Below are 24729 nucleotides of genomic sequence, written 5' to 3'. Positions count from 1 at the left end.
GGAAGGCGCCAAGAATGCAGGGAATCACTCGCATGGTCCGCCAACCTAAGCCAAGTGGGGAAAGTTCTGTCAGGGTGCTCTCGGCGCAAAGAACGAGGCACCTTCCGGTCGCGTTTCGTCCCGACTGGTACGACCATCGGACCAGTTGCGGGAAAACGCGCCCGGAGCCTCCCCCCTGACAGGACTTACCCAATCTGGCTTGGCTTCTGTGGACGTGAAAGATCCGTCAGTCTTCCACCACCACCGTCACCGGCTGGCTCACCTGGCGGCGGTGCACCATGGCCGCCGTGATGACGTGCTGTCCGGGCCGCAGGCTCCAGCGGAACTCGTGCGGATAGGTCACCGTCGCCACGGGCACCCCGTCCACCAGCCACACGATGGGCTCAGTGCTCGGCGTCACGTCCGCCGCCAGCCGCAGCGTCGAGGCCGAGGCTGGCGTGCCCGGGTCATACAGCAGCCGCACCAGGCCCTTCGGCTCGCGGATGGCCACCTTCGGCTCCACCTCCTCGGGTCGGCTCGGGCACAGCGGGCTCTCCCGCAGCGGCGCGATGTCCAGATGCTGCTTGCGCGCCCACTGCTCGTAGTCCTCCGGCAGCGCCAGCATGACGCGCGTCACCACCTCGCGCGCCGGGCACGTCGGGCCCGCGAGCAAGCCATTGCGCCGGTCCAGCTTCACGGGCGCGTGGAAGGGACAGGTCTGGGTGGGCGCCGTCCCGGGGACGAACCACTCGCTCTTGCGGTGGGGGCAGTCCGGCCCGGCCAGCCGGCCCGACAATGGGCAGACATCGACGGCCAGCGCTCCCGCGGGCGGAGGAAAGCTGTCGAGCACCGGCCGGTAGGGACGCCACTCGGGCATCACCGACTCCAGAATCTCGTGCACCGCCCCGGCCGCCCCGAGCAGCCCACCCACGCCGTTCATCCGCCTCCAGTCGTGGTTGCCCACCCACACCACCACGAGCAGCCGGTCGCTGAAGGCCGCTGCCCACGCGTCCCGATAGCCCTGGCTGGTGCCTGTCTTCACCGCCACGGCGTAGGGGTAGTCGAGGACACTGCCCGCCGGAAACGTCGGCCGCCGAGCCAGCGGATCCGCGAGGATGTGGCGCACCAGTTGCGCCGCCTCGCGCGTCATCAGCCGCTGCGGGGCCGCCATCGGCTCGTCGGTGAAGCGCCGCAGCGGGCGCGTCTCTCCCTCGTGGGCGAGCACCATGTACAGCCCCGCCAGTTCCTCCAGCGTGACGTGCAGGTTGCCCACCGCCAGCCCGAGTCCGTACCGGTCCGGCTCGTACGAGATGCTTCCCACGCCCGCCTTCTCCAAGAAGCGCAGCGTGGGCTCCACGCCCACCTGCTCCAGCACGCGCAGGGCGGGAATGTTGCGCGAGTTGCCCAGCGCCTCGCGCAGCAGCATGGGCCCGAGGAAGGAGTGGTTGATGTTCTCCGGCACGTAGCTCCGGCCGTTCTCCATCCGCACATCCATGGGCGTATCCGCCAGCCCGGTGGCGGCGGTGACGATGCCCTTCTCCAGCGCCAGGCCGTAGATGAAGGGCTTGAGCGTGGAGCCCGGCGAGCGCCGCTGCTTCACGAAGTCGATGGCACCCCGGTGCTCGGCGCTGAAGAAGTCCCGCGAGCCCACGTACGCGAGGAGGTCGCCCGTCTCCGTGTCCACCACCACCGCGGCCGTGTTGCCCGCCCCCGAGCCGTCCAACTGATTCAGGTTGCGCCGGAGGATGTGCGCCACCTTCGACTGAATCTCCAAATCCAACGTCGCCGTGGAGATGGGTTGAGAGCGATTGCGCGCCAGTTCGCTCCACTCCAGCACCGCGTGCAGGGCCTCGGACATGCGCTGGGGCCGGCGCACCATGCCCAGGTCGGCGTGGAGCGCCTGGTCCAATTCCTCCCGCGTGATGATTCCCTGGGAATGCATCGCGCGGAGGATGCGGTGGCTGCGTTTGAGGGCTCGCCGCAGGCCATCCCGCGTGTATGGGTTCATCCGTCCGGGAAGCTGGGGCAGTCCCGCGAGGAAGGCGGCCTGCGCCCACGACAGGTCCTCCACCGGCTTGGCGAAATACAGGCGCGAGGCTCGCGCCACGCCGTGCACCCGGTTGCCATAGGGCGCGATGGCCAGGTACTGGCGCAGCACCTTCTCGTGGCCGTGCCCGTGCACGAGCAGCAGGGCCTCCACCGCCTCGCGCACCTTGCGCCACGTGGTGCGCTCGCCGGGCGTCTGCATCCGCGCCACCTGCATGGCCAGCGTGGATGCTCCGGAGATGACGCGCAGGTTGAGCACATTCTGCTTCAGCGCCCGCCCCACCGAGGGCAGGTACACGCCCGGGTGCTCGTAGAAGTGCCGGTCCTCGGTGGCGAGCGTGGCCTGGACGATGCGCTCGGGCAGCACGTAGGGCACCGGCCAGTAGCCGAGCTCCCCGCCCGCTCCGGGCACCTCGCCCAGGTACTCGCCCCGCCGGTCCAGCACGAGGCGTGAGGGCTCGTAGCCCAGCAGCCCGTCCTGGAGGCTGGAGGCGAACCACGCGCCCGCCGCGAGCACCACGGCGAGCGCCGCCACCACCCTCCAGCGTGTCCTCCTACTTCTCATGCTCTCCCTTCACCCGGAGGCGCAGGCCCTCGCCGCGGCCGCGCACCGACTCGCGGTACATCAGCTCGGCATAGGGCGCCGGGTGCACGAAGGAGCCCTCGGTGGCGGCGCGCACCCGGAAGTGGAAGGAGTGCGTGCCGCGCGGCATGCGCAGGAAGTAGTAGCGCACCTCGTTGTCCAGCCGCTGCACGTACGCCGGCTGCAGCGAGTCCGACTGCGACGGCCTCGCGTCCGACGAGGCATTGGCCAGCTCCGGGTTGAGCGGCTCGAGCCCCGCGGCGAAGGGCACCACCAGCGCCACGTGCACCCGCTCCTCCTCGGTGACGATGCGCGTGTGCAGCTCGAGGATGTCGCCCACCTTCAGCTCCTGCGCGTCTCCGGCCTTGTCGTCGAAGCGCGTCTCCTCGGAGCCATCCGCGTGCAGCCAGGTGGCGCTGCGCGACACGATGAAGCCCTGCTTGAGCGGGGCCACCTTGTCGCCCGGCGTGGCCGGCACGTACCTCGCCTCCACGCGCATGCCCACCGGCCCGCCCTTCACCGTGCCGGTCAGCGCCGCGTCACTGGCCACCTCGGTGCGAGCCGTCTTCGCGTCCTTGCCCACCTTGAGCGTGGCGCCGGACGACAGCGTCACCGTGGTGTCCGGCACCGCGGACTTCGCCTTCTGCAGGTACAGCGCGAGCGCGCTGATGGCCCGGCGGTTCTCGAAGGTGCTGCCGAAGCCCGTCTCCGCGTTCGCGTACGACAGGAGCGCGTCGCGCAACTGGTCCAACCGCGGGTCCGCCGGGTCGAGCATCACCAGCGTCTCGAAGACGACCGCCACGCTGGAGGGCCGCGAGCTGAGGAAGCCATAGGTGCCCCAATACTCGCGCCGCCACTTGAGGCCCTCGAAGACGGGCTTGCCGCGGTTGAGCTTGATGATGACGCTGTCCCACAGCTCCTTGCGCAGCACCTCGAGCTGGGCGCGGTACACGGTGGGCTGGGTGTTCATGGTGGCCGCCAGGTCCGCGAGGCTCTGGATGTCCAGGCGCTCGCGCAGCTGGAAGAGGTCGATGAGGTAGTGCTCGTCCAGCGCGCCCACGCGGGTGAGGGCCCGCAGCGCCGCCGTCTGCTGGCTGTAGCGCCACTCCTGCACCAGGCCGGGGTAGTCGCTGCGCAGCACGCGCTTGAGCGCCTCCACCGCGCGCGTCAGCTTCTTCTCGTCCACCTTCAGGCCCGCGCGCCGCACCGCGTCCAGGAACTCCACCGCCTGCGCCGTCACCTGCACGTCGCCCGGCCCTCCCGGCCAGAAGGCGAACAGTCCCTGCTCGTCCTGGTACAGGTCCATCTCGTCCTGGAGCCGCTGCACGTTGCCGTTGAGCTGCTTGCCGAACGGCGTCTGGATGCTCAGCTCGCGCAGCACCGCGGCTTGCGCCACGTCCGGGTAGAGCTGCGACAGCTTCTGCTCGAGACACCCGTGCGGGTACTCGCCCAGGTACTCCAGGCCGGAGATCAGCTCCAGCACGCCGGGGATGGCCGTGATGAAGACCTCCTGCGACGCGGTGCCCGGGCGCGCGGGCTCGGGCAGCGGCTTGAGCGAGACATTGCCCGCGTTGAGCGTGTCGAAGTACGCGAAGTGCTCCACCGTGCGGTCCGGCAGCACGGGCAGCTGCACCTCGAAGGCATCGCCGGCCTTGTCCGCCTTGCGCTCGATGTCCACGCGCACCTTGAGGGACTGCGGCTCGGAGACGTCCGCGCTCTTCACGGTGATGGGGGTGACGAAGCTCATGGCCCGGTTGGCCTGCAGCTCCACGTTCTGGGCCAGGGGCTGGAGCTCCGCCGGGCCCGACAGCTTGATCTGCACCGAGCCGGGTCCTCCGTTGCCCTCCACCACGCGGCCCACCGCGCCGCCCCAGAAGCGGTCTCCCTGGCGCACGAAGCGCGGCAGTTGCGGCTGCACCAGCACCGGCAGCCGCACGCGCAGCACCGTCTGCTTGTAGCCGAAGCGCTGGAGCCCCGAGATGGCCACCGCGCGCACGCGGAAGTTGGTCAGGTCGTCCGACAGCGGCACCTGCACCGTCAGCTTGCCGGACGCCGGCACCTGGAGCGTCGCCTTGTAGAAGGGCACCGTCTGGAAGTTCTTGCGCACCACGCGCTTGCTCCCGCCCTCCGACTCCTCCTCCTCGCTGCCGTCACCACCCGGGTCCTCCTCCTGCTCGAAGACCTTGCCCAGCACGCTGTTGCGCGTGTCGCGCAGCGTGGTGCCCCGCGTGTTCTCCTTGATGAGCTCGTCGAGCGGGTTGAGCGTCGCCTCGGGCGCGAGCGACAGCACGGCCTCGTCCACCAGCCACAGCGTCACCTCGCCAGCCAGCGGCTTGCCCTGGTCGTCCTTGAGCGTCAGCTCCACGGGAATCGTGGCTCCGGGGCGCGCCGTCTCCGGGTGCTTGATTTCCACAGCCACCTGGTTGCTCACCGGCTCCACCTTCACGTCCACCGACGCCCCGAGCGTCTGCGGCCGGTAGCGCGAGTCATCCTTCTCGCCCTCGCCGAGCCGTCCACGCATGAGCAGCACGTGCACCGGGATGTTGGGCACGTGCTGGGGACGGACGGCCAGGTCGTGCACCGCCTTGCCTCCGGACACGTCGTGCCAGGTGTACGTGTTGCCGCCCGGCTCCTCGACCACCACCAGCGCGCGGCCCTCCTGGAAGGGGCTCTGGATGATGAGGTGCGCCGTCTCGCCCGGCTTGTACGCGCTCTTGTCCGGGACGAAGCCGAAGACGCCCTGGCGCGACTTCTGCCAGGCCACCGGCGTCTGGCCTCCCACGTACAGGTCCGCCGACAGCGTCTGCACGCGGCCCAGCTTGTCGCGCGCCACCAGCTCCACCACGTACACGCCCGCCTCCTTCAGCTCGAAGGGCGGCGCGATGGGCTTCTCCTCGGTGGTGACCGTCTTCTCCGCGAGCTTCACGTCCTCCTGCTCGGTGACGTACTTGGCCTCGCCGGTGGCGAAGTGCGTCTCACGCAGCTGGCTGTGCCAGATGCGCTTGTAGAGGCGCACCAGCACCTCCTGGCCCTTCACCGCCTTGTCGTCCACGCCCACCGCGACGAGCTCTGGCGCGAGCGTGAAGGGCTTGTCCGAGTAGCGCGGCAGCGTCATGCCCAGCACGAAGGGCGGCAGCGCCTTCACCTCCTGCGACGCGGAGACGGGCTGGTTGTCCGCGCCCGTGACGGTGGTCTCGAAGCGGTAGATGCGCGCCGAGCCATCCAGGTCCAACGCCGGGTTGACGCTCATCTCGTCGGCGCCGTTGTCGTCCAGCGTCGCGTTGCGCGTCATGGCCTCGGGGGCGCGGCTCTGTCCCTCGCGGGCGAACTGGGTGCTGGAGGCGAAGAGGTAACCCTCGCGGCCCTTGGGCACGTAGTAGTAGGGCCGGCGCGTCACCGTCCACGAGATGGGCTGCCCGGCCACGTTGCCGCCCGCGTAGTAGCGCGCCACCGCCTTCACCTTGAAGGGCCCATCCAGCCGCGCCGTGACGGGGCTCGACAGCTGCACCTCGAAGGTGGGGATGCGGTAGGCCTCCACCTTGAAGTTGCGGCTCGCGAGCGTCCGCCCCGTGCGCACCTCCGTGAGCACCGCCTGGAAGTCGCCCGTGGGTGCGTCCTTCTCCTGGAACTCGGCGGAGAAGCCATACAGCGCCGTGAAGGCCAGCGGCAGGTTCCACGTCTGGTCTCCCGGCCCCTGCACGCGCAGCGCGTACTTCTTCGCGTCCTCGGGGGCCACGAAGTCTCCGCCCACCTCGTTGCGCAGGAAGCCCTTGATGTAGACCTTCTCGCCCGGCTTGTAGATGGGGCGCTCGGTGAAGATGAAGCCCCGCAGGCCGTCGTTGGGCGGCGGCGGCGTCTGCTGCGACAGCCACGTCAGCCAGCCCGAGGACGGCGCCCAGTGGTTGTTGGCGAACGACGCCGGGGGCTCGCGCGGGTCCAACACGAGCAGATCCTCGCCGTTCTGCACGGTGACGCGCTGGAGGCTCACCCAGTCCGACTGCGGGCCGAGCGTCGCCCGGCCTCCCGCGTCCGTGGTGAGCTCCTGCTTGAAGGGCTCCTCGAGATAAGAGCCCTTGCGCTTCGGATCCGGCACGCGGCGCTGACCCTCGAGGATGATGCGCGCCCCGCGCACCTCCTTGGCGTCATCCAGCGTGCGCACGAAGAAGACGGCCTTGTCCCGCTCCTCCACCGTGCTCAGCGACAGGTTCGTCAGCTGCACGCGGACGTAGGAGCGCTCGGGCGCGCCAGTGAGCCGCCGCATGCCCACGAGGTACGTGCCCGGTCTCATCTTGCCCACCACCGGGTTGAGCAGCGGCGCCAGGTCCAGGCCGAAGGTGGTGGTGCTGCTCTTCTTGGGCAGCGGCAGGTCCACCAGCGTGGAGACGAGCGGTGAGCCCAACAGCCGGATGTGCGCCTTCAGCTCGTCCTCGCCGATGTAGCCGGGCGAGGACTTCACCGCGGGCTCCTCGCCGGGGAAGGGCGGCGCGCTCTCCTCGTTGATGACGATGGGCCGGTTGGGGAAGGGCCACAGGCCGGGGTGCAGCGGATCCACCCGGTAGATGCGGAGGTCCGCCCGTGCGTCACCGTAGCCCTGCAGCGGCAGCATGCGCGGGCCCTTGGCCTCCATCAGCGCGGTGCCCTGCGTCCAGCGCAGGAAGGGCTGCTTGAAGTCCAGGTGGAAGAAGACCTGGAGGTCTCCGGGGTCGCGCAGGGGCCGGCCGCTGTCGTCGTGGATGGGCGCGGCGCCGATGCGCATGCGGTAGAGGGTGTCCGGCACGAAGCGGCCTCGCAGCGCCACGCGCGAGCCGTAGGACTGGAAGTGCAGGTCCGCCACCGCGGGCTCCAGCCGCACCAGCTTCTTGAGCGAGGTGAGCGTGAGGCCCTCCACCGGCGCGGAGAAGACGAGCTGCGGCAGATCTCCCTGGTTGCCGCACGCGAGCGCCATGTCCCTCGGCGTGGAGGCACCGCCCGTGAGCGAGAACTGGTTCCCGCCGCACTGCACCTGCTGCAGGTGGAAGGCGGGGCGCGTGGACAGCCGGCCCACCCACAGCACCTTGCCCTCGTCCCCGAGCGCCAGGCTCACGTTGACGCGCAGCTGCTTGCCCTCGGGCACGTCCTCCTCGAGGGTGATGGCGTACACGGCCTGCTCGCGCTGGCTGCCACGCGGCAGCTGCGACAGCGTCCAGTCCTTCAGCACCCGCGTGGGCGAGTCCGCCAGGCCCGGCAGGTCTCTCACCTCCAGCCGCAGCATCTTGCGCAGCGAGTCGAGCGGCAGCGACTGCGGGAAGGTGAGCGTGAAGGTGCGGAAGGGCCTCAGGTCCGTGCTGTCCGGCGACGGCGACAGGGCCGAGGGCGCCGACATCATCGTGGTGAGCACCTTGCGCGCGCCGCCCGCCTCGAAGGAGAAGCGCGCCAGCGCGGGCCAGGGCTCGGCGGGGCGGAACTGGAGCGTCTTGCGGTCCGCCCAGAACCACTGGCCGGGCCACGAGGGCACCACCTTGAGCAGCTTCGCGCCATCATCGGCGCTCTGCTTGCCGGGCCCCACGTTGTCGGGGAAGTAGACGGTGACCGGGTCGAAGCCGCGCAGGAACTGGTCGGGGAGCAGCTTCACTCCACCGCCCTCGGGGCGCTGGCTCTCGTCGGCCGGACGGTAGTCCTGGGCCCGCGCGGGCACGGCCGCGAGCAGCAGGAGCAGGCAGAGAACGGAGTTCACGAGGCGCATCACGGGTTGGCTCCGATGCGATTGAAGAAGTCGCGCAGGTACTCCTCGGGGACGCCGGTCTGGGTGCCGGCGAGTCCCACGAGGACGGGCTTGAAGGGGAGGGGACGCTCCAGCGTGGCCGGAGCGTGGATGGCGAGCAGGTACGTGCCCTTGTCCAGGGCGAGGAATTGCTGGCAGCCCTCGCCGAGCACGTGCTGGGTGGTGTCGAGCACGCTGCACTGGAGCAGCTCGGCGGGCACCTGGAGGCCCAGGCCCACGTTGCCGGGCGCGGCGGTGGTGAAGCGGAAGTAGTGCGTCTGGCCGGGGGACACCCAGCTCTCGTCCTTGGACACGCCCTCGGCCAGCTCCTTCACCGGCTCGTGCGTCCAGGTGACATTGCCGGAGAGGGGTTGGCCCGCGAAGCCGCGCACCACCAGGCGGTAGGTGCCGGCCTCGAGCAGCCGGTCCAGGGTGCAGCCGCGCTCCAGGCCCGCCACCGCGAGCACCGTGGTGTCGCGGGCGAGGCCGCACACCCCCGAGTCGCCGCGCAGGTGGACGACGGCATTGGCGGGCACCGTGAGGGTGCGCTCCATCACCTCGCCCGAGAGGCGCAGGGCCTTCGCGGCGGGCAGCTCGGCCACCTTCGCCTTGGAGGCGGGAGGCAGCAGCGCCAGGCCCAGCTCGGCCGCGGGTGCGAGCACCGCGCGCACGCCGCCCGGATTCGTCTCCAGCAGCAGGGTGCCGCTGCGGCCCGGGGCCACCTGGAGCTCACAGCCCTCCAGCCGCGTCCCGTCGTCGAGTGACACCACGCACCGCTCCGCCCCCATCACCTTCAACTGGCGCGGGCTGTCCGAGCGGCCGAAGGACAGCAGCTGCTGGCCGGGCACGCGCGAGGTGGCCTCGTGGAGCGTCGCCAGGGCCATGGCCGGCTTCGCCGCCTCCACCGCGACGACCTCCGTCTGTACGCGGGGCTCGGCCGGAGACCAGAGGAACACCGCGCCGCCCGTGCCGCTCAGGATGCAGCGCGAGAGCTTGTCCTCGGGCGAGCACAGGTCCACCGCCGTGCCCTTGTCGTCCACCAGCACGGCCCAGGCGTCCTGGGGCAGGGAGAGCTGCACGCGCACCGGCTCGGCGGGCATCACCATGCGGAGGGCGGGCCCGCCATTCCACGTCAGGTCCTGCAGGCCGGGCGTCAGCGGCACGGACGAGGTGGGCACCAGCACGGCGAGCCGCGTGACGGTGGCCTCGCCCTTCTCGTCCGCGGGCGTCCACCAGCGCGCGAGCGACTCTTGAGTGGGGCCGGTGGCCGCGAAGCACACGGAGTTGCGCTGCTGCGACACGCCTCCCTCCAGCCGGCACGCCGGGTAGGCCGGGTCGCCGAAGGGCACGCTCACGCGCAGCAGGTGCAGGGCGTCGCGCTTGGAGCGCTGGCGCTGGAGCGAGATGTTCCGCGAGAGCGGAGCCCGCGACTCCTCGGGATCCTCCAGCGTTTCCACGCGCTCGGAGAGGGAGAGCTTCGTGTCGGCGGTGGCGCCGGGGACGCCGAACACCCAGTCACCGGCTTCCAGCGAGGCCTCGGGGCCGCAGGGGTTGAGCGGACCCTGCTGCGACGCGGGCAGGCAGTAGACGCCGCGGCCCGTCTCGTAACGGCCGGACTTCGGCACCTGGGCCGTCATCGCCTCGTTCGCGGCGATTTTTCCGCCGGAGGGCCGCAGGGGCCGCGCCGCCACGCCGGTGCTCACCTTCGTGGGCTGGCCGAGCGTCCACACGCGCACGCGCCAGGGCGAGGTGCCCGGCTTGAGCAGCACCAGGCACTCGCGCACGTCCATGCGCCGCGACACCACCGCGCCGCGCTCGTCCTCCAGCGCGCACGAGAAGGCCGTCTTGGCGCGCAGGGCCACCTGCTGCAGTGCGTCCGCCGCCACGGGAGGCAGCGAGGCGCGCACCACGCCGGTGCCCACGTCCAGCGTGCCGCCCTCGGCGAGCACCCCGGCGTCGGACACCTGGGCCAGCTCCACCGAGACGCGGCTGGGGCCCGGCTGCTGCGTCTGGCTCTCCAGCACCAGCGTGTAGCTGCCACCGGGGAGCGGCTCGGCGATGGCGCAGTTCCAATCCGCGCCGTGGTCCGAGCTCTCCACCACGAGCTTCCCCGCGCCATCGAAGAGGCGGCAGCGCACGTCCGTGCTGCCGCGCGTGAAGAGGCGCAGCGTGCCGTCCACGGGCAGCACCAGCGGGATGCGGCCGGGCACGTTCACGTCCTTCACCATGGGCGGCGCGAGCACCTCGGTGCGCAGGTACAGCGTGTAGGAAATGGCCACGTCGCCGCGGCTGTGCTCGGCCACCAGCTTGTAGCGCCCGGGCTCGAGCGTGAGGGACTGGCCCGAGGGCGCCTCCGCCACCATCACCGGCTGTGGCACCACGCGCGCGGGGGGCGGGCTCTCGTCCTGGCTCGGCGTGCGGTACTCCTCGGCCTGGGACTCGGAGGACTCTTCCGGGGAGCCCTCTCCGCCTTCGGACTCCGAGTATTCGGAGGACTCCGAGGGCTCGGAGGCTTCAGGGGCCTCCTCCGGCGGCGTCTCCTCCTCGGGAGGAGGAGGAGGCGGCGGCGTGTACGTGTCCTGCGGGGCGATGACCTCCACGGCCTTGAGCGCGCCATCCGCGCCCGCCAGGTAGAGCCGCCCCTGCATGCCGTGGGTGAGCGTGAAGCCCACGTCCATCCGCGCCGGCACCTCGAAGGAGAACTCGTCCTTGCCGTCCTTGCCGAGGTCCGCCCGGTACCACTGGTTGAAGCGCACCGGGTGCACCTTGTTGCCCTGCAGCACCACCGGAGGCACCACGCGCTCCAGGGCCGTGCGGCGCATGGACTCCACCGTGAGCGGCAGTTGCGTCCACAGGTACGTGCCCTTGGCCAGGCGCAGCGTCTGCTCGCAGGGCGTGGGCACCGTCACCACCGGCCAGCCCTTGGAATCGTCCAGGCGGCACTGGAGGCTCGCGCCCGGCGCGGCGGAGGACAGGGTGTAGTCCGCCGCGCGCGGCACCGTGAGCCGCTGCTGGATGAGGTCGCCCGAGTCGACGCGGAAGAACACCTCGCCGTCGGCGGCAACGGCCTCGGCCGTCTTCACGTCACGCCGCTCCAGCAGCACGCCGCCACGGCCCTTGCTCTGGCCCATGGTCCTCGCGGTGAGCAGGTAGTGGCCGGGCCGCAGGTACGTGGACACGAGGCAGTTGCGTCCGCGCCCTCCACCGCTGGCGCTGCCCACCTGGGGCACCACCGGCGTGCGCATGTCGCAACTGGTGGACAGCAGGCCCAGCGTCGTCACGTGGTAGAGGCCCTCCTTCTTCACGTCGAAGGTGAGCGAGTGCGACTCGCCCCGGTCGAAGTCGAACCACGCGGGCTCCGAGGGCTGAAGCACCGGCAGGGGCGTGAACGTCGGCGCGTACGCGTTCAGCGGGGGCAGCGGCGGCGCGGGCGGCGGCGGCCGGTGCAACAGCAGGTTGATGGACGCGGTGCCCGTCTGCGTCAGCGCGAGCGTGCCGCCCGTGGACGGCAGCTGGCAGCGCCCATCGCGCGCCTCCACCCGGTTGCTTCCCACGGTGCACGTGAAGGGCTCGCCGCCGGACGAGCGCACCTCGGCGGCGCCTCCCTGCGCCAGCGGCAGCTCGAGCGGACCCGGCCCATCGAGCACCACCGGCAGGGGCTCGGAGAGGGTGAGGGGCTGCGGGCGCAGGATGAGCCCGCGCATGGAGGTCGTGCTCCGGTTGGCGACGACGTGGTAGCTGGCGCCCTTGTTCAGCTTCACCCCCCGCATCAGGCACGAGGTGCGCGTGGCCGTGTCCTCCTTGGGCTCCTTGCCCTCGGCGGCGAGCGTGAGCCGTTCAATGCCCTCGGTGCCGCCGTACAGCTTCAGCTCGTAGATGCCGGGCGAGGCCGTATAGGGAATCCGGCACGTCTCCGCCTTCGGGTCCGTGTCGAGGAGGCGCTGGCGCCGGGGGCCATCCACCAGGTACAGCTCGCAGCGCGTCCGGCGCTCACCGCTGGTGGCGAAGACGTAGCGCCCGGAGCGCGCCACCTTGAACCAGAGCGTGGTGTTCGAGCCGTTGTAGTTGAACGCGCGGCGGAACGGCCGGTCGGGAGCCACCTCGGGCATGTCGGAGGCGACGGGGGCCCAGGTGCCGTTCTTGTTCCGGTCCGGAGGGGGAATCCACTCCTCCAGCATGCAGGCCAGGGGCGTGCTGTCCGGGTCGAGCGGAATCTCGTGCAGGCCCACCGTGTACTCGCCGGAGGTGGCCACGTCGAAGCGCGGCGTCGCCGAGCCCGAGCCGTAGCTGCCATCCGTGAAGGTGTCATCCGTCTCGAGCGGCGCCCACTGGAGCATCAGCCGCGTGCCGGGCTCGCCGCGCAGGAGGGCCACGTGGCGGCCGTCCTCGCTCACCGTCGTGGCGCACTGGGGCACCAGCGCCTTGTTCTGAATCTGGCAGCCCGTCTCCGAGCCCGAGGTGACGCTGGTGGCCCCGTCGGCGCCAATGCCATGCACGCTCACGCGGCTGGTGGCCTGCGAGCCGCCCTCGCGCGACAGGAAGAGGGCGGTGGGCCCCGAGGGCAGCTCCACGGCGGACAGGCCCCAGGGCGGCAGGGTGACGCTCAGCGAGCGGCCCGCGGGCGTCTTCGGGAAGCCGTACGCCACCGAGAGCGTGTTGTCCTCCTGGCCCTGCGTCCACTCCTTGGGGGCGGTGCCGTAGGTGGTGAGCAGGTAGGTGCCCGCGTCGAGCGTCGTCTCGAGCCACCACTCGTATTGCGGCTGGCCACCGCGCGGTTGCGTGGAGGCGTCCTGCACGGTGACGGGCTCGAGCCACTCGCCGTTGCGCCACAGCCGCACGTCTCCGGCGGTGCGCCCCGAGACGCGCAGGGTGACGGGCTGCCGCTTGTCGAGCTTCAGCCAGTAGGAGGCCTGGTGGCGCGGGGCGAGCGACTGGCGCACCTCGCGGCCCGGCTCCAGCAGCACCACCTGGGCGTTGTCCTCGGTGTAGGCGGTGGCCTTGAGGTCCACCTTGCCGTTGGTGCCCTTGCCCTTGGTCCTGGAGGCCAGGCGCAGCTTGTAGGTGCCCTGGTCCAGCAGCAGATCCAACTCGCAGTTGGAGCTGCCCGCCGAGCCACTCTGGGCGAAGGGGCCGCGCACCTGGTCGACAATCTCGCAGGAGGTGCCCGAGGGCGTGCGCGCGGTGATGACCACGCGCGAGGCGCGGTCGAGCGTGACGAGGGTCTCCTGGTTGCCTCGCGCCGGCACGGAGGCGGGCGAGAGACTGACGGCGTGCAGCACCAGGAGCGAAACCGACAGCGATAGGAGGGGCATGAGGGCCTCTGGCAGAGGCGCCGCGCGGGGATCGGCGCGGCCAGAGGCTCCTCCATAGCAGCAATCGCCGGGCCACCCCAAAGGGGGCGGCTAGGACGGGGAGTGTGGCCGGGGGGACGCGCTGTTGCGGCCTGTAGCCCGCGTTCCTCCCGCCACCCTCGCGTAGCTCCGCGGGCTCAGCGCCACCCGGCGAGGACGAGCTTGCCCATCATCTTCCCGGACTCGACCTTCGCATGCGCCGCGCGCAGGTTGGCGGCGTTGATGGGCGAGAGCGTCTCCGTGAGCGTCGTCTTCAGCTTCCCGGCGTCAATCCACCCGGCCACCTGCGCGAGAATCCGGTGCTGCTCCTCCATGTCCGCCGTCTGGAAGCGGGCGCGGGTGAACATGAGCTCCCACGAGAAGCTCGCGCTCTTGCCCATCAGCTTCCCCAGCTCCACCGGCTTGCTCGACTCGACGATGGAGACGATGCGCCCGAAGGGCTTGATGGCCTCGACCATGGTGTCCCAGTAGCCCGAGGTGTCCACGGTGTTGAAGATGTAGTCGACCTCGGGGTTGCCCGCGTCCCTCAGTTGCTGGGGGATGTTCTCGCGGTGGTTGATGACGTGGTCGGCGCCCATCTTCCGGCACCACTCCTGGGACTCGGGGCGCGAGGCGGTGGCGATGACGCGCAGCCCCGCCAGCTTCGCCAGCTGGATGGCGATGGAGCCCACTCCGCCCGCGCCGTTGATGACGAGCAACGTCCGGCCCGCGTGCTTCCCGCCCGGGTCGATGGCGCACCGGTCGAAGAGGGCCTCGTGGGCGGTGAGGGCCGTGAGGGGCAGGGCGGCCGCCTGCGCGTCATCGAGCGACTTCGGCTTCGGCCCTACAATCCGCTCGTCCACCACGTGCAGCTCGCTGTCGCAACCCGGGCGCACGATGCTTCCCGCGTAGTACACGGCGTCCCCGCGCTTGAAGAGCTTGCAGTCCGGCCCGGTGGCCTCCACCACGCCCGAGGCGTCCCAGCCGAGCACACGCGGCGGATCCTCGATCTTGTCCTTGGGCGAGCGGAGCTTCGTGTCCACCGGGTTCACCGAGACGGCATGGACGCGGACGAGCAGCTCCCGCCCCTGCGGCTTCGGATCCGGCAGCTCCAGGTCGAGGAAGGACTCGGGATTCGAGGCGGGCAGGTAGCGCTTCAGGGCAACGGCCTTCATGGTTTTCACCCCCAATGACAGGAAGGGCCGCGATGGTAGCGGCCGCGAAACGGAGGGATGGTGCTTCGCGCGGCGGAATGTCACGTGCGTGGCGATGGGCGGCGCGGGGGGGCCTCCTGCTCGCCTGCTGGGGAACATGGAGAGCGGGCGTGTGCCCCTTCGTGCGAGGGGGCCCAAGGCTCGGCGGGGCATCCCGCCCCGTGCGCGGACTTTCTTGGTTGGTGACGAGGGTTGGGAGTGCGCACTTTGCAAGCGGAGGCTGTGCGTTGCCCGACAAGGCGATCATCTTCGAGGTGGATGGGACACTGGTGGACACCCACGTGCTGCGCGCCCGTGCCTGGCAGGAGGCGCTGGCCCGGTATGGGCGTCAGGTGCGGCTGCCTCGGATCCTCGCGCAGATGGCCCGGAACGGGGACCGGTTCCTCTCCGTATTCCTCCCCGAGGACGAGTACGAGCGCTACGCCGAGGAGCTGGCGAGCTTCCACCGCGCGCTCTTCCACGAGGAGTATCTCCCCCGGGTGAGGGCCTTCGCCGGCGCCACCGAGCTGCTCGTGCACCTGCGTGAGCAGGGCTGGATGATCGCCCTGGCCTCCACCGCGGATCCCGACGAGCTGGAGCACTACATCGAGCTGCTCGGGGTGGAGGAGCTCATCGACGCGAGCACCACGGACGCGGAGGTGGACCACACCCGCCTCAACGAGGAGATCCCCGCCGAAGCCATCCGCCTGCTGGGGCTCGATGGGACCGACGACACGCTGACCATCGCGGGCCTGCCCTATGACGTCGAGGGCTCCGTGCGCCTGGGCATGCGGAGCATCGGGCTGGTGTGCGGAGGGTACTCGGACGAGGACCTGCGCTCCGCGGGCGCGCTCGCCGTCTTCGGCACGCCGGCGGATCTGCTCACCCGTTATTCCGAGTCCCCCCTCGCGGTGGACGCCGACGTCGACGGGTAGGCGGCCCTACAGCACGCCTTCCTTGACGGCCTGCCACAGCAGCTCGGCGAACAGCTCGTGGGTGCGCTCCGAGTCCACCAGCGGTATCGAGAGGCTCGGGTACCGCATCAACCGGTCGTCGTAGGCCACGTGGGGGGCGCGCTCGCGCAGTACCTCCGCCATCGCCTGGAGATCAACGCCCCGCGACAGGCCCCGCCGTGCGCCGAGCCCGTTGAAGTCGGTGGCGCTCGTGAAGGCCACCCGGACGTCCGGGCCGTACGCCCAGAGGAAGCGCCCCGAGTCCTCGTTCGTCACCTCGAACTGACTCGTGACCGTGCGGAGGCTGGTTCCGTCGAGGACGAGATCAGCCTCCATTCCCTTTTCCACCGTGCGGGTGGTGCGCCGGCCGCGCACCAGCAGGCGGAGCTGCTCCCAGGGAACCCGTACGCGCTCGAGGCGCTCGCCGCGTTCGCCCTCCACGCGCAGCCCGGTGTCCTCCAACTGGAAGCGGCGCACGGAGAGGGGACTGGCGGCCGCGCGGGGCTTCAGCTCGCAGCCCACCGCCGCGAAGCCCTCGGCGCGCAGCTCCCGGACGAGCGTCTCCGCCTCGGTGCCAGACAGCCGCGTCAGGAGGAGGGGGGGTGGCGCGGCCATTCTCATCCGCAGGTCGGCGAGCGACACCGCGCTCAGCTGGGAGAGCCGCCGCAGGGCCTCGTCGTCCCCCGGGCCGGGGAGCCGCGCGAGGCCCACGTACACGGTGCTGCTGCTGTAGAGCGCCCCCCGGGCCGACTCGGTACGGGGGGACTGGGGCTCCCGCGGCGCGAGCCCACCGGGCTTCCCGGTCAGCGCCTTGAGCTCGGCCAGCTCGCGCCGGGCGTCCTCCAACTGCCGCACCAGGGAGTCGCGCTCGCGGGCGTGGTGTGCCCGGAGCTTCTCCAGGTGCTCTCTCACCCGGCGGAGCTCGCTCTGCGCCTGCTCCAGCTTGTCGCGCAGCGCGCGATTCTCATCCATCTCAGGCGGCCTTCGAGATCTCCTCGGCCTGCACCGAGCCATCTCCCGAGCCACCGCTGCGCGTCATGCGGCTGTAGAGCGAGAGGGAGGGATCGAAGAGGAACTTCAGCCACAGCGCCGTCCACGAGCGGTGGTAGTGCAGATTGTCGTAGAACTCGGGGGCGAGCTTGCGCACCTGGGGCAGGCGCGTCCAGGGCACGCGCATCACGTCGTGGTGCTCGTTGTGGTAGCCCACGTTGAAGGCCACCCAGTTGAGCGGCCCGTAGTACGAGTACGTCTCCTGGGGCGCCTTGACGAGGAAGTGCTCTTGAATCCACCGCGCGCCCAGCGGATGCAGGCCGATGGCGAAGATGGACGAGAGGAACATGTAGACGAGGGCGCGAGTCCCGAGCGTGGCCCAGACGCCCGCGATGAAGGCGAGCTGGATGCTCATGTTGGCCACGTACCAGCGGTCGAAGAAGGGCACGCGGCGCAGCCTCGGCACGCGCATGGCCTGGAAGGCCCAGAAGTTGAGCTGCCAGAAGGCCTTGCCCCAGAACGAGTTGCCGATCAGCTTCGCCTCGAAGGGGGTGGCCAGGTCCGCGTCCAGCTCCACGTCGCCTTGGAAGCGGTGGTGGATGAGGTGGTACTTGCGGAACGAGGCCGCCGCGGGGAAGAGGATGGGCAGGTTGGTGAAGAGCTGGAGCACGGCGTTGAGGCGCGGGCTCTTGAAGACGAGGTTGTGGGTGCACTCGTGGATGAGCACCCACAGGCCGTGGTCGATGAAGGCGCCCACCAGCCACGCGGTGGCCAGCAGCGCCCACCACGGCGAACCCCTCAGGGCCCAGGCGATGGCCACCTGTCCCGCGACCAGCAGCACGACGAATGCGGCGGTGATGGGCGTCGGGCCGCAGAGGTCCTTGAGCTCGGGGTGCGCGCGGAGGATGGCGCGGGCCCGCTCGAGGTGGGGCTCTTTCTCGGTGCTACGGGCAAAATCCAGGGGGCGCGACTGACTCAAGACGCTTCCTTTCGACGGACGAGGCGGGGGGCGTGCAGACTGCCACATCCCTCCCGCTCGACGCCATGCGTCATCGCAACTGCCCGTTACTCCAGGGTGAAGCTCTGCTCCTTCGCCTGGGTCTGGACGGACTGGAGGATGGCCTTGTCGAGCGTGTTTCCGCCCTCCGCGGCCTGCTCCTTCTCCTTGCCGGCCAGGTACTGCTGCCGCTCGGCGCTCAGTTGCTGGATGCGCGCCTGCAGCTCCGTGCGCTCCTTCTCCTTGGCCTCGAGCACCGCCTTGCGCTCCTCCACGCTCTTGCCGCGCAGCTCCTCGGGCAGATCCTCCTCCTTGAGGGTCTCGAGCTTCACCTTGCCCTGCTTCGTTCCATCCACCAGGTCCCAGCCCGAGTTGTCATAGAGCCGCGAGGCCTTGGACATGGCGCGCGTCGTGGCGCTCACCGCGTTGGTGCTGGCGTTGGCGTCCTGCGCCACCTGCCGCTTCTTCGCCTCCGCTCCCGAGCGCCCATACCCCAGGTACGTCTTGTTCAGCTCCACGCCCAGCTTCGCGATCTCCTCGTCCTGCGGCGCGGCGATCATCGCCACCGCCCGGTTCTGGTCGATGTTGAAGGGCTGCCCTCCCGCGACCCGCGCCGCCTCCGCCCAGCCGGTGTTCGCGCCCACTTCCGGCGGACCACAGTGGATGGTGTTCACCACGATGCCGTGCTCCTTCGCCGCCCCGAGCGCCGTCTTGAACGCCACCGGCCCCTGCGAGAAGGGCTCGTTGCCCGCGATGTAGATGAGCTTCAGGTCCTTCTTCTCCTTGCTCCACTCGAGCTGCTGCGTCGCCTTCTGGATGACCTGGCCGCAGAACTCGCTGCCCCCGTTCGTCTTCAGGGCGAAGAGCTGCTCGGACACCCGGTCCAGGTCCGTCGTCAGAGGCATCACCTGCCGGATGAAGCCGCCCTCGGACGACAGGCCGTCGTTGCCGTACTCGTAGAGGGCGATCTCCAGCTTCGCCGCCTGCCCGTCTCGCCGGGCATTCTGGAAGGCATTCACCACCGTCCACAGCTGGCGCTTCGTCTGCTCGATGAGCCCGTCCATGCTGCTGCTGGTGTCCAGGAGCAGGGCGATCTGCACCCGGGGGGCGGAGATGGCCGCCTCGAGCGTCCCGGGGGACACGGCGGGACGGCTCTGGGGGGCGGGCTTCTTCGTGGGCGGGTTGGGCTCGGCGGAAGCGGTCGTGGGCAGCGCCAGAAGGCCAAGGCAGAGGAGAGAATGCTTGAGCATGCCCCCTTCAACGAACGTCCTTGGAAAAAGATCTCCTCCTCTATATCCCCCACCGGCATGAGCCCGAGTCTCACCCTCCTGGCCGGCCCCGACGCGCTGCGTCTGATTCGCGAACGCGGCCTGCGCGCGGATGACATCGATGTCCTGCCCGGGGCCTCCGGTGGCCCCAAGTGGCTGGTGCTCGCCGGGCTCGACCGGGTGCTGTTCGGTGAGGTCCTGAGGGAGCGGACCCGCCCGTTGCACCTCATCGGCTCGTCCATTGGGAGCTGGCGGCTGGCATGCCTCGCCCAGAAGGACCCCGTGGCCGCCCTGGCGCGGTTCGCCGAGGCCTATGTCGAGCAGCGCTACCCGCCCAATCCCCCGCCGTCCCTGGTGAGCACCACCAGCCAGGCCATCCTGGACACGCTCCTGGGCCCCGAGGGCGAGGCGCAGATTCTGGGCCACCCGTGGGCGCGGCTGCACGTGATTACCACCCGCTGCCGGGGCCTCACCGCCAGCGAGCAGCGCCACGCGCAGATGGCGGGGCTCGCGCTTGGCGCCCTGTGCAATCTGGTGAGCCGCCGCTCCCTGGGGCTCCAGATGGAGCGCGTCATCTTCCACAGCGCGGGGGATACCAGCCCCTTCACCGGGCTCGCGGACCTGCCTTCCGTCCACCTGCCGCTGACCCGGGAGAATCTGCGCCCGGCGCTCCTGGCCTCGGGCTCCATTCCCCTCGTGCTCAGCGGGGTGCGCATTCCCGGGGCGGGGGAGGGGATTTATCGGGATGGCGGGGTGCTCGACTACCACCCCGACCTGGAGTTCGGCCCGGGCGAGGGCCTGGTGCTCTATCCGCACTTCTACCCGTACGTGGTGCCCGGCTGGTTCGACAAGTCGCTGCGCTGGCGGCGGGCGGGTCCGGCCAACTTCCGCCGGGCCCTGCTCCTCTCTCCGTCTCCCGAGCTCGTCGCGCGCCTGCCGAATGGGAAGATTCCGGACCGGGACGACTTCGTCCGGATGCCCGACGCCGAGCGGGTGCGCGCCTGGCGTCAGGTGTTGGCGGAAGGGGAGCGGATGGGAGACGAGCTGCGTGAGCTGCTCGCCACCGGGAAGCTCGCCGAGCGCCTCCAGCCGCTCGGGTGAGCTTCGTGGATGTACTGCCGCACCCCGTGTGCGGCCATGGGTCCCCCCAACCACGCGGTGCGTCCGCGTAGCCACGCATTCGTGCCTCTCGGAGAGGTCCGCTCCGGCCCTTCCCTCTGCGCGTGCCCGCCCGCCTGCCCGGCATCCCTTCTGCAATGCCCTCCGTGCGGAGAGGGCACTCAATGAGCAACGAAGCGCAGAACGAGCCGAAGCAGAGCGAGTCGAAGCAGAACGAGTCGAAGCAGACCGAGCAGAAGCGGGGCGAGGTCCTGATGAAGATGGTGTCGCTGGCCGGTGAGGCCGCGCGCGGGATGGTCAGCCGCGTCCGCTGGCTCATCTACACCCAGCGGGGCCGCCGGGTGGTGGCCGGGCTGGCGGTGACGGGCGTGATGGCCGGGGTGATTGTCTCCCAGCCCGTCTGCATGATCGAACCGGGCGAGGTCGGCATCCGCGTCAACCGGCTCACCGGCACCGTCTCCGAGCTGCACGAGGGCTGGTCCCTGCTGGTTCCCCAGGTGCACCGGCTCAGCCGCTACAGCCTCAAGGACCAGACCTTCCAGCCCTCCCGCAGCGCCCGCGCCACCGACGCGGCTCCCTTCCAGTCCATCGAGGGCCTGTCCATCGGTGTCGAGGTCAACATCCGCTACACGCTCGACGCCGAGCACATCCGCACCCTCGCCGCCCGGCTCCCGGAGAACGTGGGCCAGGACATCATCGAGCCCGCCATCGACGGTGTGATCCGCCGCCACTTCGCCCAGCACACCGTGCGGGAAATCTTCTCCACCCACCGCGTCCAGATTCAGAAGGACCTCACCGAGGAGCTCACGCCCCTGCTCGCCGCCGATGGCGTCATCCTCCGCTCGGTCACCCTGGGCAACGTGGACCTGCCCCAGCAGTACCGCTCCGGCATGGAGGCGCTGCTCGCCGAGGAGCTGAGCTCGGAGAAGATGCGCTACACGCTCGAGCTCAAGGACAAGCAGGTGAAGCAGTCCGCCCTCGAGGCCGAGGCCGACAAGGTCCGCCGCGAGAAAGCCGCCGAGGCCGCCGGCAACGAGGAGATCATCGCCGCCCGCGCCAAGGCCGAGGCCATGCGCCACATCCTCCCCTTCAAGGAGAAGGAGATAGAGCAGCGCCGGCTCGAGGCCGAGGCCGCCAAGGTCTCCCGCCTCACCCAGGCCACCGCCGAGGCCGAGGCCCACCGCATCGAGGCCGCCGGCGAGGCCGATGCCCGCCGCAAGCTCGCCGAGTCCGAGGCCTACCGCGTCGAGGTCACCGGCAAGGCCACCTCCGCCCAGCTCGCCCGCGATGCCGAGCTCATCACCCGCAACCCGCTCCTCATCCAGAAGACGCTCGCCGACAAGCTGTCCGACAAGATCCAGGTCATCATCGCGCCTCCCCAGGCCGGTGGCTTCATCGCCGGCAACCTGCTCGGGCAGCCCCAGACGGCCGCGTACGCGAAGGCGCCGAAGTCCCAGGGCTCGCCCTCGTCCGAGGTCATGGCCAGCACCGAGGAGCAGTCCTCGCAGGAGGAGTAACCCATGCTCGCCACGCTCGTCGCCATTGCCCTCGTGGTGCAGGACCAGGCGCCCCTGCGCGCCGCTTCGCAGGACTCCGCTCCCCGCCAGGCCAATCTCTCTCAAGGGGAATGGCTCGAGGTCCGCGGGGAACGGCAGGGCTTCATCCAGGTGTATGACCATCGCCGCGAGCGGCCCGGCTACGTGCGCGAGGGCCAGGTGCGCGTCTACCCCCTGGACGAGACGAGCGTGCCCCGGCTCCAGGCCGTGGTGGAATTCCTCGAGGACTCGCCCGGCTCGGAGGCGCTGGGCATCGGCTACGCGGCGGCGCTGCTGCGCGCGGCACCCGCCTCGCAGGTGGGGCCGGAGCTCTTCGATGCGCTCGGCACCATGGCCGACCGGCTCGCCCGGCGCGCCACCTCCAACAAGACCAATGACACCGCCCTGGCCGCGCACCTCGACGTGGCCGCGAGCTATGGCGTGAAGCTCGTCAGCTTCGAGCGCGAGGGCCGCACCCGCGTCTGCTACGACGGCGAGGCCTTCCGCCGCGTGCTGGCGCTCGGTGGCACTCCCGCGATGAGGCTCCGCGCGGCGCTCGCGCTCACGCGGCCCGAGTGCATCGACCCGGCGCTCGGCCCCGTGGAGCAGCAGTCCGTCAATGAGTGGCGCGCCTCCGTGCTGGAGCAGGTGGACGCGGCGAAGCTGCCGGCGTACCTGGCCAACCGGCTCCACCTGCGCCGGGCCGAGGTGCTCTCCTCCCTGGCCTACCAGTTCTCCCGCCGCGGCGAGGTGCGGCGCGGCGCGAAGGCCAGCGAGCGCTCCGTGGAGGAGCTGGCGCTCGTGCTGAAGGCCGAGCTGGCCGAGGAGGACAAGCCGCTCTACACGGCCGCCGCGGTGCGGGTGGGCGCCTCGCGTCACGCCTCCGAGCCCACCCCCGAGCTGCCGGGCTCCGGGCCCGTGCTCGAGCTCACCCCGGGCCAGCCGGGAGAGACGTGCCTGCGCCTGAAGGACGCCCAGAATCCCAAGGCCGTGCTCTCCGAGCGCTGCACCTACGGGCTGGTGTGGCCAGGCTCCGTGCGGCGCTCGGCCCAGGGCTCGGCGGTGGCCGTGGCGGTGCAGATGCTCGAGAGCTGGACCGAGCTGTGGGTCTTCCACCAGGAGGGCGGCGCGTGGGTGCTGGACGCGGTGGCTCCCGCCGCCACCGAGCCCGTGCTGGGCTACGTGGAGCTCGCCGGCTTCTCCCCGGACGGCTCGCGCGTGCTGGTGGCCCGCGAGGCCCTCGTGGAGGGACGGGTGAAGTCCTCCTTCCAGGTGCTCAAGCGCGAGACGCTGGTGCCGGAGAAGAGCGCCGAGAGCCCCGAGGCCATCGGCTCCTTCAACCGCTGGAGCTCCGCCGACTGGCGCGGCCGCACCGTGGCCGTACGGTGACGGCGCACCCGGGGTGAAGGCTCCGCCCGGTTCCCCGCTCAGCGAGGGGCCGGGCTCTGCCTGTTCATGCGCTGGAGATGATACTTTTCCGCCCGTTCTTCACGGGGTTTCTCCATGCGCCGTTCGTTTCCCAGGCAGGGTCGTGGCTTCTCGCTCATCGAGCTGATGATCGTCGTGGCCATCATCGGCATCCTCGCCGCGGTGGCCATTCCCAACTTCATCAAGTTCCAGGCGCGCGCCAAGCAGGCCGAGGCCAAGTCCAACCTGCGCACCTGGTTCGTCACCCAGCGGGCCTTCCTGCAGGAGAAGGGACAGTATTCGGAGTCCCACGGCACCATCGGTTTCACGCCCGAGCGCGGCAACCGCTACGCCTACTACTTCTCCCAGACGCAGACGTGCGAGCAGCGCAAGGCCGATGGCACCGTCACCCGGCCCGACCTCGCCAACTGCATCACCGTGGACGAGGGGAAGTTCAAGGTGCCCACCGCCACGCCCAAGCCCATGCCCGTCTCCTTCAGCTGGGCCCCGGGCAACGGCGAGGACCCCAAGGCTCCGGGCCTCTCGGGCACCTGCCCCGGCTGCAACATCGACGCGTTCGCCGTGGGCGACCTCGACAACGAGCGGGGCGGCCTGGACACCTGGCACATCGCCACCAAGGACGCCCAGCTGAGCACGCCCCCGTGTGGCAATGACGAGGTCATCGCCGTGGCGGGCGCGCCCTTCAACACCTTCAACGACGTCGACTGCGACTCGTGAAGGCCGGGGAGCAGCCCTCGGCGCGTGAGCTGGAATTGCACGCCGCGGGGGCTCCCCCCGTGCCCCGGTTGCTGCTGCGCTCTGGCGGCGAGGCCCTCGCCATGATGGTGCGCCGCGGCTTCCAACCCACCGTGGCCCCGTTGGAGCTGCCGTTTCCGCCGGACCTCGAGGGCGAGGCGGCCGAGCGGCTCGCCGAACACCTCGGCCACTACGCCTTCCGGCTCTTCCTCCGGGGCGCCATCCTGCGGCGCGGGAGCTTCTCGCCCACCGAGGCCACGCGCTACCTGGGCGCCACGCAGGCCGCGAAGGTGGCCGAGGAGCTGGTGGCGCTCGGGCTGGCCGAGCGCGAGGACGGCGGCCGCTACCGGCTGCGCTACCCGGCCCACAACTTCGGCCCCACGCTGGAGTGGTACGTGGCGCGCGAGCTGCGCGGGCGGCTCGGCTTCGACGTGGCCGTGGGGGTGAAGTTCCACGCGCCCGAGGTGGGCGGAGACCTGGATGTGGTGGCCGCGGCGGAGGGAAAGCTCCTCTACCTGGAGATGAAGTCCTCGCCGCCCAAGCACCTGGCGGCCGACGAGGTGGGGGCCTTCTTCCGGCGCGTGCGCGCGCTGCGCCCGCACCTGGCCCTCTTCGTCATGGACACCGCGCTGCGCCTGTCCGACAAGGTGCTGCCGCTGCTGCAGGCCGAGCTGAGCACCCAGCCCCCTTCACCGCCCCGGCGCGTGGTGCGCGAGGTGTGGGCCCTCACTCCGCACCTCTATGTCGTCAACGCGCGGCAGGATCTGATGGGCAACATCGCCGTCGCCATCGCCGAGGGGCTGCGTGCGCTTTCGCCGCCTCCGCCGTGAGCC

13 protein-coding genes are annotated in these 24729 nt (G+C 70.7%); 6 read left to right on the top strand and 7 right to left on the bottom strand.

What is annotated here, in order from left to right; genetic code table 11:
- Positions 1-226: 226 nt before the first annotated feature.
- The 4 genes from pbpC to ACJ8AN_RS32835 form a co-directional block, all read right to left on the bottom strand.
- Positions 227-2590: a penicillin-binding protein 1C gene (gene pbpC / locus ACJ8AN_RS32850; protein WP_407759495.1), complete on the bottom strand. Its 2364-nt coding sequence runs from the start codon at positions 2588-2590 to the stop codon at positions 227-229.
- Positions 2580-8321 carry an alpha-2-macroglobulin gene (locus tag ACJ8AN_RS32845; RefSeq protein WP_407759494.1) on the bottom strand — a complete coding sequence of 1914 codons (5742 nt, stop codon included), beginning with the start codon at positions 8319-8321 and terminating at the stop codon, positions 2580-2582. The genes pbpC and ACJ8AN_RS32845 overlap by 11 nt, the downstream gene beginning before the upstream one ends.
- An 8-nt stretch (positions 8322-8329) precedes the next feature.
- Positions 8330-13660 (bottom strand): hypothetical protein, encoded by a 5331-nt coding sequence (locus ACJ8AN_RS32840; RefSeq protein WP_407759493.1) that lies wholly within the window; start codon positions 13658-13660, stop codon positions 8330-8332.
- 176 nt (positions 13661-13836) lie between these two features.
- Positions 13837-14853 carry a zinc-binding alcohol dehydrogenase family protein gene (locus ACJ8AN_RS32835; RefSeq protein ID WP_407759492.1) on the bottom strand — a complete coding sequence of 339 codons (1017 nt, stop codon included), beginning with the start codon at positions 14851-14853 and terminating at the stop codon, positions 13837-13839.
- 266 nt (positions 14854-15119) lie between these two features.
- Between ACJ8AN_RS32835 and ACJ8AN_RS32830 the strand changes: the two genes are divergently transcribed.
- Entirely contained in the window at positions 15120-15806 is a 687-nt protein-coding gene (locus ACJ8AN_RS32830; protein WP_407759491.1) for an HAD family hydrolase, read from the top strand.
- Between the two features lie 6 nt (positions 15807-15812).
- Here ACJ8AN_RS32830 and ACJ8AN_RS32825 read toward each other — a convergent pair whose 3' ends face one another.
- The 3 genes from ACJ8AN_RS32825 to ACJ8AN_RS32815 all read right to left on the bottom strand — a co-directional run bounded on the left by ACJ8AN_RS32825 (position 15813) and on the right by ACJ8AN_RS32815 (position 19061).
- Positions 15813-16796, bottom strand: coding sequence for a hypothetical protein (locus tag ACJ8AN_RS32825; RefSeq protein ID WP_407759490.1), 984 nt, complete (start codon positions 16794-16796; stop codon positions 15813-15815).
- A gap of 1 nt (position 16797) precedes the next feature.
- Positions 16798-17793 (bottom strand): fatty acid desaturase, encoded by a 996-nt coding sequence (locus tag ACJ8AN_RS32820; RefSeq protein WP_407759489.1) that lies wholly within the window; start codon positions 17791-17793, stop codon positions 16798-16800.
- 86 nt (positions 17794-17879) lie between these two features.
- Entirely contained in the window at positions 17880-19061 is a 1182-nt protein-coding gene (locus tag ACJ8AN_RS32815; protein WP_407759488.1) for a vWA domain-containing protein, read from the bottom strand.
- Positions 19062-19118: 57 nt separating this feature from the next.
- Between ACJ8AN_RS32815 and ACJ8AN_RS32810 the strand changes: the two genes are divergently transcribed.
- The 5 genes from ACJ8AN_RS32810 to ACJ8AN_RS32790 all read left to right on the top strand — a co-directional run bounded on the left by ACJ8AN_RS32810 (position 19119) and on the right by ACJ8AN_RS32790 (position 24726).
- A complete protein-coding gene (locus ACJ8AN_RS32810; protein ID WP_407759487.1) occupies positions 19119-20180 on the top strand; it encodes a patatin-like phospholipase family protein in 1062 nt (353 codons plus the stop codon).
- 182 nt (positions 20181-20362) lie between these two features.
- Positions 20363-21715: an SPFH domain-containing protein gene (locus ACJ8AN_RS32805; RefSeq protein WP_407759486.1), complete on the top strand. Its 1353-nt coding sequence runs from the start codon at positions 20363-20365 to the stop codon at positions 21713-21715.
- 3 nt (positions 21716-21718) lie between these two features.
- Positions 21719-23122 carry a hypothetical protein gene (locus ACJ8AN_RS32800; protein WP_407759485.1) on the top strand — a complete coding sequence of 468 codons (1404 nt, stop codon included), beginning with the start codon at positions 21719-21721 and terminating at the stop codon, positions 23120-23122.
- 114 nt (positions 23123-23236) lie between these two features.
- Entirely contained in the window at positions 23237-23878 is a 642-nt protein-coding gene (locus ACJ8AN_RS32795) for a type IV pilin protein (RefSeq protein WP_407759484.1), read from the top strand.
- Positions 23875-24726 carry a hypothetical protein gene (locus tag ACJ8AN_RS32790; RefSeq protein ID WP_407759483.1) on the top strand — a complete coding sequence of 284 codons (852 nt, stop codon included), beginning with the start codon at positions 23875-23877 and terminating at the stop codon, positions 24724-24726. Before ACJ8AN_RS32795 ends, ACJ8AN_RS32790 begins: the two co-directional genes overlap by 4 nt.
- The last annotated feature ends 3 nt before the right edge of the window (positions 24727-24729 follow it).

Origin of the sequence: Archangium sp., assembly GCF_045802675.1 — a bacterium.
GTDB lineage: Bacteria > Myxococcota > Myxococcia > Myxococcales > Myxococcaceae > Archangium.
Note: the sequence above shows the minus strand (reverse complement) of the source record. Positions and strands in the feature narration are given on the sequence as shown.